We start from the raw sequence: 12,431 nt of genomic DNA, 5'->3' as shown, positions 1-12,431 counted from the left end.
TCATTTTTAAACCTTTCATAGCCACTCACACCCCTTATTCGTATTTACTGAAAATATATGAAATTCTTTCAGCCATTATCACAGAATCCTTCTATCAATATTGCTGGCTACGTATTTTCCCCCCTATACTTTTTTTGCTCAAAAAGCGACCGAAGATTAAATAATAAGAAGGAAATAACTATGAAATTATCTCTACTAGGATGTTTATTAGCAGCTTCATTTTCTCTGCACGCTTACGCCGTAAGCGAGCCACCAATCCGATTAGTGATCCACGGGGGAGCCGGTACTATTACCAAAGACACCATTACTCCAGCACAAGAAAAAGAGTATCAAGAAAAACTGACCGAAGCCTTAGAAGCAGGCTATGCCGTACTCAACAAAGGCGGTAGTAGCCTTGATGCAGTACAAGCCTCTATTAACGTGATGGAAGATTCTCCGCTATTTAACGCAGGAAAAGGCGCTGTATTTACCCATGAAGGCAAAAATGAAATGGATGCGTCAATCATGGACGGCAGCAACCGTAAAGCGGGTGCGGTGGCTGGTGTCACCAACATTAAAAACCCGATTAATGCCGCTTATGCCGTCATGACCAAAAGCCCTCATGTCATGATGGTTTCTAAAGGTGCCGAGCAATTCGCTGCGGAACAAGGCCTTGAAATCGTTGATCCATCGTATTTCCGAACCGATTTCCGTTGGCAGCAACTTCAAAAAGCCAAAGAAAAAGAGAAAGTGGTACTCGACCATGATGGAAAAACGGCCGCTCTCTTTATTGACCCAATGATGTATGACTACAAATATGGCACCGTTGGCGCGGTCGCGCTTGATAAAAATGGTAATATCGCTGCAGGAACATCCACCGGAGGCATGACCAACAAACGCTTCGGTCGCGTCGGTGACTCTCCAATCATTGGTGCTGGAAACTACGCTGACAACAATACCGTCGCGGTTTCAGCCACAGGCTCTGGCGAAATGTTTATCCGTACGGCTACCGCGCACAATATCGCAGCCCAAGTCAAATACAACAAAACACCTATCGACCAAGCCGCCCGTAATGCGCTGGATGAAGTCAAAGAGCTGAACGGAAGTGGTGGTGTGATTGTGTTGGATAAAACCGGTAACTACGCAATGGAGTTTAATTCAGAAGGGATGTACCGAGGAACAATCGGTAATGATGGTAAACCGCAAGTCGCTATTTATAAAAACGATTAAGTACCTCGCATTTAAATTCGCTACGCCATAAAAATACAAAAGCCCACCAATGTGGGCTTCATAACCTTGATTTATAAAATATAAGCTATAAATCAATGTATTATAAACTATACCTATATAGGCAACGGCTCTCAGCCTAATGACTTTTCAACTACACCACTGGCCAAATACCCTTTATGGAACGCGGCTTGCCTTGGAGAGATACGCGCAACTGCCTCTGCTGAGCAAGAGGCATCCACCAGCACAAAACTGGCATCATCTCCTTTTGCTGGCCACATTTGCTGGCCCTTTTCATCCAACGGCAATACATTGCCCGTGGCGATAGCAAGGGAACGAGATAATGCCAACTCATCCGGACGCGTGTACAACTGCGCATATAAGTTGGCTTTTTCTAACATATCCCCGAGACCAAATGGCGACCAGTGATCAATCACACTGTCAGTCCCTGTCATCACAAACACACCATTTTTATTCAGCGTTTTTAATGGCATATGTAATGTCCCGATAGGCACGGTCGAGGCTATAGTGATCTGCTGCTCAGCCAAGCGTTTTGCCATCGCATCGGCATCTTCAGGATTTAACATAGCTAATGCAAAAGCATGACTAATTGTCACCTTGCCACGCAAGCTGCGGTTTTCATCCACCGTTTTTATCATATAGTTGATAGCGGCAAGTCCTGCCGGGCTTGTCTCATGCAGATGGATATCAATCCCTTTGTTATAATCCAGTGCAATCTGGAACATCGCATCAAGGGATTTTTCCATTGCACCATCGACATTGGTCGGATCTAGCCCGCCCACATAGTGTGCACCCGCTTGCATCGCTTCTCGCATCAAAGGGACTGATTTTGATAGCAGCAAACCATGTTGAGGGAAAGCCACAATTTCGCACGTAAGATCTTGCTGGCGCTTATCCAACACCGTTTGCAGTGCTTCAAGGTTTTTTAATCCAGAAACAGGTTCAATATTGCAATGGCTGCGCGCGATGGTCGAACCATGGGATTGAATCAGATCGATCAATGCATGCGCTCGTTCTTGCGTGAAAGGCTGCAATTCAGGTAGCATTTTCTGCTCTAACGTGATCATATCCATAATGGTTTTACCTTCACGGGACTGCGGCGCTTGCCATGGTCCGCCGTAAAAGGTTTTATCCAAATGGATATGCATATCTCGAAATGCAGGCAGCATCAATTTACCCTGTGCACTATAGGCATTCAACGCTGAGTTAGGATGCTGCTTGTTAGGTAAAACCGCCACGATTTTTCCATCATTAATTTCGATGGTTTGTAATGCAGTTTGTGTCCCAATCACCGTACTATCACGGAAGTTAAAGCCCGTTTCCAGTAATGCATCATCTAAATAATAATGCTTATCCTCAATACGAGAAACACCGGACTTCGGTGCGCTTTGTGCCGCCGCTCCCGCAGATACTGAACCTAATAATGTACAAGCGGCCACCACTTTTGCACTTGTTGTCAGAAACTCTCTGCGACCAGACAACTGTTCTGAATTCATAGCAACTCCTTATCATCGAGAGTTCGACCTCATCGTATGAGGTCGAACGACTGAGGTTTAGCCTTGAATAATATGGGTTCCCGTCTCGCCACGTAACGCTGCCGGCAAAGCTTCAGGAGTCGTGATAATCACGCGCTTACCACCATTAGCGATAAACGATAAACTGGCTTCAATTTTCGGTAGCATACTTCCTGCTGGGAAATGCCCCTCTGCCATATAGCGCTGCATATCCGTCGTTGAGGTTTCACCGAGGGCTTTTTGTTCCGGTTTGCCAAAATGAATACACACTTTTTCGACACCCGTGGTGATGATCAAAATATCCGCATTGAGCTCTTTCGCCAGTAGCGTGGTCGATAAATCTTTATCAATAACAGCATCCACACTTTGATAACCGCCCTGTCCATTATTCACCACAGGGATCCCACCACCGCCTGCCGCAACAACCACATAATCATGTTCAGTCAATGTGCGAATTGCCGCTGATTCAATGACACGTTTAGGTTCAGGGGATGCCACCACACGGCGATATCCACGCCCTGAATCTTCAACAAAGTGCCAATCTGGGTTTTCCTGCTGCAATACTTCCGCTTGTTCTTTACTGAAAAATGCGCCAATCGGCTTAGTCGGTGCCGCAAAGTTCGGGTCATTTTTATCGACCTCCACTTGGGTAACTACCGTTACCGCTTGGCGATGTTGCTGTTTCGCTAATACGTTAGTGAGTGCTTGCTGGACTAAATAGCCAATCCCCCCTTGAGTATCTGCTACACAGTTAGCCAGAGGTGTTAACGGTAGGCCTTCCGCCACATGAGCGATTTCAGCGCGACGCAAATCCAACCCTACCTGCGGCCCATTACCGTGAGTCAGCACAATATTGTAATTACCTTTGAGCATATCGCTGATGTGCTGAGCCACTTCTTGAACTGCTTTTTCTTGAGCTTCAATGGATTGGCTGCTGTTATCTTTAATAATACTGTTGCCCCCGATGGCAACAACCACGAGTTCTTTCATGATTAAGGATCCTGATACCGAATATTTAGCAGATAGTGGGTGTACCGCGTACACCCTCTATAAAGATTGGCGTATTATGCTGATTTACTGAGCTTTTCAGCTTTCTCAGCTTGTTGCTGCTCCACTGATTGGCGGCTATCTAAAAAGTGTTTGATAACAAACAAAGCCGCCATCATGAGGTATGCGTAGACAAACATCAATGCCGAACCTGTTGCAATACCTACCGCTGGGGAATGGATGATGCCAAAGAAGACCAATACCGCCCCCACTGCCGCCGCAATCGCGCCACGTAACGGCTTGTTTAAGATGGCGAAGATAGCGATACAGCCCCATAACATACTTGCCAGTGGTGCGCCGTTACCTAAGTGAACCAGACCTTGGTAATAAACGCCTTTGTGTAACAGAACTTCCGTACCAATCGCGCTTGCAGATGTCCCTGCCGCTCCCATGACACTGTTAACCATCGTCAATGCCCAGTTCGCAATCCATGGGAATAGACAGATAAAAATCACAGGCACTTCGACTTTCGGTGTTTCTCGCACCACTTGGTTAGCGGTCACTACACCGATAAACACTAAGATAGGGACAATGGCCGTCATTGGGATCACTGCGAGCATAAATGCGCCAATACCAAATAACGGGACGATAAACATGGTGATACCGGATGCTAGTGTATAACCCACACTTGCGCCCATCGCTTTCCAACCCGCATGACCCACATACACAGTCACAGGGAATGGGTTGCCCAGCACGACGCCCACGGTTGAAGATAAACCGTTTGCTAGCATCACTTTACGTGTGTTGTATTCATCACCCGCTGCGTGAGCACTTTCAATATTTTCAAGGTCGAAGATATAGTTCGCTAAACCTAAAGGTACCGCTGAGGCCAAGTATGGCAGTGCGTGAGGTAAACCTTGGAAGAAGCTATCCACATGGATACTTGGCGGGTTAAAACCAAATGACGCCATGGATGCCGTAATCGCTTCCGGACTTTGTAAGCCCGAAATCCATGCTAAGGCAGAACCCGCGATAAGCAGCAGCAACCCTGTAGGAATACGTGCAAAGATAGGCTTTTTACCAAACCAGTTGATGAAAATTAACAGCAGGACAATAAACGAAACCGTTGGTGCTTCAAATGCTTGCAGCATCGGGTTCATCGCCAGTAATAATAATCCGAGACCCGATAAGCACGATAATAATACGGTACGTGGGATCATCTTACGGATGGTTTCACCTAGGAAAGATCCACCCACTAAAATCATCGATTCCACAAAACACCAGACCAACGCAATTTGCAGAGCAAATTCAGGATCTTTGGTGGTTTGGTAAACCGGCATGATCACTAAGAAGGTCACGGTGAAGATAGAAGGTGCGCTTGGCCCTGATGGCAGTGCCGTAACGTCATTTCGTCCCGTTTGTTTGATCATCTGCTGACCAAAGTAAGCGTAACTTACACTGGCAAGCAATACAGCAAAACCAAACGCTGGCGCGATACGACCATAAACAATTTCCGCTGGGATGCCGACAACAAAAATCAGTAAGCCCATCATGGTGAGTAGGTTCGTGAGGTTATTGGTCATCAAACCAAAATAGGCCGCCAAATCACCACGTTTCCATTTAATATTTAATAGACTCATATTCTTACTCCCATTCCCCTCACACCTTAGCAGCACGTTGTTGACGGTCTATCTCTTATGCCACTGAACAATTCAGGGAATGCGTTGCTTTATTTTTATCGCCCGACCGAAGCCGGGCATTATTTTTGCTTAGTGAGTTTTGGGCTCAATACCACTATGCATAGTGTTTCGCGTAAGAAAGCATCGCTTTTTCGAAGCAATCAAACGGAGGATGTACAATCCCTGCCCCAATCATTCCAATACCTGCATCTTTATGCGCAATCGCCGTGTTAATCACTGGAAGAATGCCACTGGCTGCGACTTTCGTGATATCAATCGCTGTCGGGATGCCCATAAAACCTAATAATGGAATCGTGACGTTCGGGTTCTCTCCAAGGGTGATTTCTCGCATTTGGCGAGAGAAATCTACCGCTTCTTCAACGGTTCCCCCAACGAGTGCCACGATAGCCGGTGCTGTTGCCATCGCAAACCCGCCAATCCCATACGTTTCTGTGATAGCCGAGTCACCAATGTCTAAACCTGAGTCTTCCGGTTTATAACCTGCGAACATTGGACCAATCACTTGCTGAGAAGGGCCTGTAAACCACTGCCCCGGTAACCCGCTAATGCGTAAACCAAACTCATAACCATTACGCGCCATGGTAGTCACGACGGTGCTGTATTCAATACCGTGTGCAGCATCCATTGACGCTTTACACATTGCCATCCATGTAGGGCCCGAGAAATAGTCGCTACTTGCCACGAAATCAAAGACTTCTTTTTGCTGTGCAACCGTAAATTGGGTTTGAATAATTCCCGTAGTCAGTGCTTGGATCAGCAATGTTGTTCCCGCATTGTTACGGTTATGGCATTCATCACCCATATGTAACGCTTGCGCCAACATTAAACGCAGGTCAATTTCACCCACGATTTTCATGGCGTCACGCAGCATTGGACCCAGCACATCACGCATCCAATTCAAGCGGTCAATAACGCTCTGGTCATTGGCCCCCATACGCAAGATTTTTGCCATCTGCTCACTCAAGTTAGTGAATGCACGGTTGCCGTAAGTTTTGTTTTCGACAATATGCATAAACATCGATGCCGATGTCACACCCGCCATTGACCCTACGCAATCATGTTCATGGCATGGGGAAAAGATAATTTCGCCCGAAGCCGCAACTCGTTCCGCATCCGCTAAGTCTTTTGCTAATCCTTCAAAAACTAAAGCACCTGTCACCGCGCCTTTCATCGCACCACACATATCTTTCCATGCCACTGGCGGGCCGGCATGTAGAATGGTGTTTTTCGTCATGCCCGGTACCACATTAATGGCTTGGTCATAACCCACGAGTACTGGCTGGGACTGAATAATGCGCTCAAGCGCTTGTGCGTTCGCTGCGGCGATTTTTTCTTGTAACGCTGCGTTGCCTTCAATTTGGTCAAGCGCGCGGATCACAGCTACGTTACCTTGACCCGGCGGCGTCCAATTCAGTTGAGTCACCGGAACGTGCTGTTTTTTCAGGTCATCACTGAACATCTCAATGCCGATATTGATAACGTTCAATGGTTGTTTAAATAATGAAGTCATTACGCTTTCTCCCCTTTCCAGACAAACTCACGTCCTAATAAACCTGTATTGGTACTGCTACTCGCCCAAATCACACCTGCATCAGTGAGCATCTTAACTTGTGCATCCATCGATGGCGTATCTTGGTCAGTACCCAACACATAGCCGAGGATCACCAGTTCACGCCCTTCTTGTTTCGCTATCTCTTTTGCTGTTTTGATAGCGTCAATCATCACGCCAACCGGATCTTCATGAGAACCAAAGCCAAGCACGAAGTCCATCATGATCACACCAACTTCTGGGTCACGCGCTTCTTGCAGTAAACGCTCGATGCGGTTTGTTGGGTCGATCATTGGGTGTGGCTTACCGTTGGTAAAATCATCATCACCAAAGTCGAGGAAGGTATGGGCGACACTTTTATTGATATCTTTCAGACGATAATCAGGGTTAGGTTGAATATTGCTATAGACGTCATCGTATTTTTCCAGCGCTGCAAACATTGCTTCATCACACAATGTACCGCCACAGAAAAGACCACGAATGTATTTTTGTTCCGGTTTCAGTAACGCTCGAACTTCATCAATTAATGGCAGGTTGAGAGGATGAAGGTCTAAATCTTCTTTACGAATACCAGTCAGTAAAACGGCTTTCAAAGCAGCTTCTTTTGTGCCTTGGGCAAAAGTTAAGCCTGGTTTATCATCCGGTAACGGTTGACTTCCTAAGAAACAAACCACCACTGGCTTATGGCATTTTTCAGCTTGTTCTAACACTTTTTTGGCAACCATCGGTGCTGGTGGCTTAGAAATAAGTGCAATAACTTGGGTTTCATCATCTGCATCCAGCATTTTCAGTGCATCAATCATCATGATGCCGCCAATTTTTTCACTCAGGTCACGACCACCCGTACCAATTAGCTGAGAAACCCCCGCACCAAACTCATGGATGCGCACACTCAGTTCTTGGCTTCCCGTACCGGATGCCCCAATAATTCCGATGCTACCGCGACGAACATTGTTACCAAAACACAGGGCTGTCCCATTAATGATCGCCGTTCCGCAGTCTGGTCCCATCATTAACAACCCTTTTTGGCTCGCTAACTGTTTCAGCGCCAGCTCATCGTCAATCGAAACGTTATCGGAGAACAGCATCACGTTGAGATCATTTTCAAGTGCAATACGCGCTTCACGAGCTGCAAATTGCCCATTAACTGAAATAACCGCTAAGTTGGCATCAGGAATGTGTGTTTTTGCGGAATTGGTAGTGGCATATTTGGCTTCATGCTGCCCGCCACCTTGGTTTTTCTTATTAAACAGCTCTTCGATAGCAATCAATGTCGCATCATTGGCTTCATCGCTAGGCCCTTTAATCACTATCATTAAATCGCCGTTTTTGGCTTCTTCTAATTCCGGTGTTAATAAACCTAAGTTTCTTAACACGCCTTTATTCATTTCTGTTGCCATTGCCACAAAGGCTTGCTCAACATTTTCAAGTTGGTTGGCTTTGGTGGAAATAGACATCAATGACACGGAATCAAAATAGGTATTCTTTTTTATGACCACTTTAGTCGACATGTGTTTCTCCGAAATAATGGGTCAGAAACAGCGCATCGCGAATGCCAAATAGCATGTCGCAACCTGAACTAGACCCGATATTTAAAATCTCTAAAATTTGTGGATAAATATTTGTTTCTCGCCCATCAACTAAGCATTGGATCAGTTGATGTATATTTTCGCGATACTCTTGGTTTAATGCTTTTTCTAACGTAATGGCACTGATAGGTGTTGTATTCGCCTTGCTTTGTGCAATGCCTTGATAAAAGCTCTGATAGACGGCATTCGCAGGGTGGTGTTTCAACAACAAAAAAGCCATCAATCCCACTAAATAATCATCTCCTGAAGGTGTTAACCCAATTCCTAGCCCAACAAACTGGCTCACAATATTAGTCAATGCTTGGTGCCGTTTATTGGTAAATGAATTAATTAATCTGGAGCGTAATTCATTTAATTTTTTTGATGATTCAAGATAAAAACAGTTCTCTCCTTGGTAGTTAAACAGAGAATGTGATTTATCATTTAAAATAGAATCAATTTCGTTTATTTTAGACTGAAGAAAATAATGGTATTTTTCTTCTTTTAATTTTTCATTAATAAAATAAACCGTTGGTGGGTTCCATTTCTTACATAATAAAAATGAAATAGCATATTTCTCACCAATATGGATTTCATTATTTAAAATAAAAACAGAATCGCCCGCCATTATATTTAACGGTAAAAAATCCTTATTAATTATTCGGCAGCTATTAGGTGCATTATCCGTTTGCGAGCCAAGCAAGGTATAAAGTTGGTTATCAATAGAAAAATTAATGGCTTTATTAAAAACTTGCTCTACATTCCCTGTTAATGATGGCTGATGCAAAAGATGCAAGAAATGCGCATCAGCCGTTAACCCATAAATGCTTTGCCGCTGAGATTGGTGTCTGTCCACAATCCCCCTTATGGGTGGTTACGCACCCGCCGCAATCAGTAATTCAGCGATCTCGTGATAGCCTTTTTCCTGTGCCAACTCTAATGGTTTTTTACCATATTTATCCGTCATATGCGGATTGGCACCGTGCTCTAACAGCATTTTTACGATTTGTTGCTGTTTTACACCACCATCATTCAGCACAATCGCTTCTAGCAATGGAGTCCAGCCGACAAAGTTGGTGTGGTTAACATTAATGTCCGTGTTTTCCAGTAATTCACGCACAATTTCCACATGCCCTTTTTCACTCGCTGGCGTGATCCCAACACCACCAAAACGGGTTAATAAATCTAAATTAGGATTAGCCGGTAATACTAAACGTAATAATGTTAAATCATTATTTAGGCAACTTAATAAAAATGGATTAAAACAGGTTTGGTCTTGTTTATTAATATCAGCACCCGCATGAATAAGAAAATCAACGCACTCATAGTGCTGATTTAAACTCGCATTGACAATAGCAGTGCGACCTTGGCGATTGGTACTATTAATATCAACACCTTTTTCAAGGCAATTTTTTAAAATAGCTAATTGGCCTTGTTCTGCGGCTTTAAGAAAGTCTTGAACGAGTGTGTTTTCTGTCATAATGCTCTCCACATTTAGCTATTTAAATTTTCTAATAGCCAAATTAAATATGAATTAAAGATTATTTAGCATGGTGAGAGCATAGCAATTGCTATTAATAAATAGAATCCATTTAAATTTAATTCATCAATCTGCCACCTTATTATTGATTTAAATTCAACAATCAAGCATTTTTGTGCGTGAAAGCATCCTTCACTGACCTTTATTGATGTTTTTTTGTCTATTTTCTATGCAATTTGACCAAATTATTTTGTTAATCTGTTTGCCAATTTATTCTTTCTTCAATTTTGTGACAGCCATCAAATCAAAGGTTTTTAAATTGTTAACATTGTGATTTTTTTGTTTATAAAGCCAATATCCTCTAATGGCTGTTTTTTCATTTAATTCAATAATATTAATTAGTTTGAATGTAAGCATGCATTTCATTAGTTGCTTTTTATGGTGACATAAATTAAATACTATTTATTGTACAGAATAGATAAATATCCCCGCAGAGGGCTATCAAAAACAATCAATAAAAAGCCTATTTTTTAAGCTATTGAATTGTATTCACAGAAAACGTTATTTAGGCTAATTTTCACGCACTTTGGGACACAACACATGAACTCTATTTTTACCGAAGAAAATTTATTGACCTATACCACCGCAGCTAAATTTGCCAGTTTCAGTAAAGCGGCCGAAGAACTTGGCATTACCACATCCGCGGTGAGTTACACGATAAAACGTATCGAAACCTATTTAGATGTCGCACTGTTTATCCGCGATACCCGTAATATTGAATTGACCGAAGCGGGATACTATTTTTATCGCAAAGCCACCGACCTTCTGAATAATTTTCATCTCATCAAAAAAAGTATCGATTCTATTGAACAAGGGATTGAAGCCCGTGTTCGCATCTGTATCAATCAGTTGATCTACACTCCTTACCATACGGCAAAATTGCTGCAAATCTTGAAAAAGCAATTTGGTACCTGCCAGATCACTGTGACCACGGAAGTGTATAACGGTGTTTGGGATGCCATTATCAATAACCATGCGGATATTGCGATTGGGGCGCCGGGTACACTCATGGATGGCGGCGGGATTGATTACACCGAAATTGGTGCCATACACTGGCAGTTTGCCATAGCGTCTAGTCACCCTTTAGCCTTAATGCCAGAACCAATTGCCGAAAGCCAACTGCGCCTCTACCCAAATATTATGGTGGAAGATACCGCGCATACCATCAATAAACGCGTTGGATGGTTACTGCACGGGCAAGAGGCGATTCAAGTGCCCGATTTCAACACAAAATGCCAGTGCCAAATCTTAGGTGAAGGGATCGGGTTTTTACCCGACTATATGGTCAAAGAACATGTGAAAACCGGTGTCTTAGTCACTAAGCAAATACAAAATCCAAGGCAGGATTCTCACATGCTATTAGCCACTCAACACTCTGCGACAGGGCTAGTCACCCAATGGATCAGGAAAGAATTTATGGCAAATGGGGTCTTAACGGAACTTTACAGTGATTTGCTCAAGCCCATCGCCAATTAACGTGGTTCTAATTGATGAGCTAACTGCGCCGCCAATACTGAAACCATCTCCGATGATTCTTTGTGGAAATGCATCGCCAGTTCCATCTCTTGGGCAGGAGGAAACCCCTCTTCTGCTGTCAAGATTCGATGCTGGGGTAATTTAGCGCGTACAGGTAACAGGCTAACGCCTAATCCGTCAGTAATCGCACTTTGGATACCTGCCAGACTGGTGCAAGTGTAAGTAATGTGCCAAGGGCGTTGCTCATTATCTAACAACCTAAACATATCATTCCGGTACAGCCCATTTTCTGGAAAAACAATCAGAGGAACAGAATCCGTGGGAAGAACATGTTGCTGGCGACTCGCTAGCCAGCAAAGAGGCTCTGACCAATGATAATCACTATGAAACTCCCCTTTTCGTTGTTTCACAATGATCAAATCCAATTCACCATGTTGATAGTGTTGCTGTAGTTGGCGACTCAGTCCACTAGTCACCTCTAATCGGACATTAGGATGTGCTTGCATAAATGCCGCCAATGTCGGTGTCACTAATCCCGACGCCAAATCTTCAGGAAAACCTAATCGCAGAGTTTGAATAATCGCATTCCCAGTTATTTTCATAAAAAACGTATCGTTAAGTGCCAGAATATTTTTCGCATATCCCAGCAACACTTCCCCTGTTTCTGTCAGGGTTAACATCCGGTGCCCCCTGACAAACAACGGTTGCCCAACAAGACTTTCCAATCGCTGAACTTGCTGGCTCAACGTCGATTGCGTTGAATTTAATTGCTGTGAAGCCACCGTAAAATTTCCTGTTTCTGCAACGGTAACGAATGTTTTCAATAACACAAAGTTAAGCAACGAATTCATTTTTTTAATACCTGAGATT

General features: G+C 43.9%; 10 protein-coding genes. 2 read left to right on the top strand and 8 right to left on the bottom strand.

The genetic code is table 11. From position 1 onward, the window contains the following. The first annotated feature begins 180 nt into the window (after positions 1 to 180). On the top strand, positions 181 to 1,209 hold the full coding sequence (locus PR799_RS06180; protein WP_154627402.1) for an isoaspartyl peptidase/L-asparaginase family protein: 1,029 nt from the start codon (positions 181 to 183) through the stop codon (positions 1,207 to 1,209). 131 nt (positions 1,210 to 1,340) lie between these two features. Here PR799_RS06180 and PR799_RS06175 read toward each other — a convergent pair whose 3' ends face one another. The 7 genes from PR799_RS06175 to PR799_RS06145 all read right to left on the bottom strand — a co-directional run bounded on the left by PR799_RS06175 (position 1,341) and on the right by PR799_RS06145 (position 10,025). Continuing rightward, positions 1,341 to 2,723 carry an amidohydrolase family protein gene (locus PR799_RS06175; RefSeq protein WP_272521488.1) on the bottom strand — a complete coding sequence of 461 codons (1,383 nt, stop codon included), beginning with the start codon at positions 2,721 to 2,723 and terminating at the stop codon, positions 1,341 to 1,343. Between the two features lie 57 nt (positions 2,724 to 2,780). Then, on the bottom strand, positions 2,781 to 3,731 hold the full coding sequence (locus PR799_RS06170; protein WP_154627400.1) for a carbamate kinase family protein: 951 nt from the start codon (positions 3,729 to 3,731) through the stop codon (positions 2,781 to 2,783). A 74-nt stretch (positions 3,732 to 3,805) separates the two neighbouring features. Then, complete coding sequence (locus tag PR799_RS06165) at positions 3,806 to 5,368, bottom strand: xanthine permease (protein ID WP_154627399.1); 1,563 nt, start codon at positions 5,366 to 5,368, stop codon at positions 3,806 to 3,808. 154 nt (positions 5,369 to 5,522) lie between these two features. Continuing rightward, a complete protein-coding gene (locus tag PR799_RS06160; protein ID WP_272521486.1) occupies positions 5,523 to 6,938 on the bottom strand; it encodes a DUF1116 domain-containing protein in 1,416 nt (471 codons plus the stop codon). Beyond that, the gene (gene fdrA, locus PR799_RS06155) at positions 6,938 to 8,488 is read right to left on the bottom strand and encodes an acyl-CoA synthetase FdrA (RefSeq protein ID WP_154627398.1); all 1,551 of its coding nucleotides are present in this window, start codon (positions 8,486 to 8,488) and stop codon (positions 6,938 to 6,940) included. Before fdrA ends, PR799_RS06160 begins: the two co-directional genes overlap by 1 nt. Next, on the bottom strand, positions 8,478 to 9,401 hold the full coding sequence (locus PR799_RS06150) for a DUF2877 domain-containing protein (protein WP_272521485.1): 924 nt from the start codon (positions 9,399 to 9,401) through the stop codon (positions 8,478 to 8,480). The genes fdrA and PR799_RS06150 overlap by 11 nt, the downstream gene beginning before the upstream one ends. A gap of 18 nt (positions 9,402 to 9,419) precedes the next feature. Continuing rightward, positions 9,420 to 10,025 (bottom strand): ankyrin repeat domain-containing protein, encoded by a 606-nt coding sequence (locus PR799_RS06145; RefSeq protein ID WP_154627397.1) that lies wholly within the window; start codon positions 10,023 to 10,025, stop codon positions 9,420 to 9,422. 600 nt (positions 10,026 to 10,625) lie between these two features. On the opposite strand from PR799_RS06145, the gene PR799_RS06140 reads away from it, so the two are divergent. Next, complete coding sequence (locus PR799_RS06140) at positions 10,626 to 11,561, top strand: LysR substrate-binding domain-containing protein (RefSeq protein WP_154600026.1); 936 nt, start codon at positions 10,626 to 10,628, stop codon at positions 11,559 to 11,561. Here the strand turns inward: PR799_RS06140 and PR799_RS06135 are convergent. Continuing rightward, on the bottom strand, positions 11,558 to 12,412 hold the full coding sequence (locus PR799_RS06135) for a LysR substrate-binding domain-containing protein (RefSeq protein WP_272521484.1): 855 nt from the start codon (positions 12,410 to 12,412) through the stop codon (positions 11,558 to 11,560). The two genes, PR799_RS06140 and PR799_RS06135, sit on opposite strands and share 4 nt — an antisense overlap. Between the last annotated feature and the right edge of the window lie 19 nt (positions 12,413 to 12,431).

The organism is Providencia sp. PROV202, assembly GCF_028479565.1.
Taxonomy (GTDB): domain Bacteria; phylum Pseudomonadota; class Gammaproteobacteria; order Enterobacterales; family Enterobacteriaceae; genus Providencia; species Providencia zhijiangensis.
Note: the sequence above shows the minus strand (reverse complement) of the source record. Positions and strands in the feature narration are given on the sequence as shown.

What these genes read in the sequence shown, in the direction of transcription:
- PR799_RS06180 (WP_154627402.1), top strand. Translation starts at nt 181, where the DNA reads ATGAAATTATCTCTACTAGGATGTTTATTAGCAGCTTCATTTTCTCTG.
- PR799_RS06175 (WP_272521488.1), bottom strand. Translation starts at nt 2,723, where the DNA reads ATGAATTCAGAACAGTTGTCTGGTCGCAGAGAGTTTCTGACAACAAGT.
- PR799_RS06170 (WP_154627400.1), bottom strand. Translation starts at nt 3,731, where the DNA reads ATGAAAGAACTCGTGGTTGTTGCCATCGGGGGCAACAGTATTATTAAA.
- PR799_RS06165 (WP_154627399.1), bottom strand. Translation starts at nt 5,368, where the DNA reads ATGAGTCTATTAAATATTAAATGGAAACGTGGTGATTTGGCGGCCTAT.
- PR799_RS06160 (WP_272521486.1), bottom strand. Translation starts at nt 6,938, where the DNA reads ATGACTTCATTATTTAAACAACCATTGAACGTTATCAATATCGGCATT.
- fdrA (WP_154627398.1), bottom strand. Translation starts at nt 8,488, where the DNA reads ATGTCGACTAAAGTGGTCATAAAAAAGAATACCTATTTTGATTCCGTG.
- PR799_RS06145 (WP_154627397.1), bottom strand. Translation starts at nt 10,025, where the DNA reads ATGACAGAAAACACACTCGTTCAAGACTTTCTTAAAGCCGCAGAACAA.
- PR799_RS06140 (WP_154600026.1), top strand. Translation starts at nt 10,626, where the DNA reads ATGAACTCTATTTTTACCGAAGAAAATTTATTGACCTATACCACCGCA.
- PR799_RS06135 (WP_272521484.1), bottom strand. Translation starts at nt 12,412, where the DNA reads ATGAATTCGTTGCTTAACTTTGTGTTATTGAAAACATTCGTTACCGTT.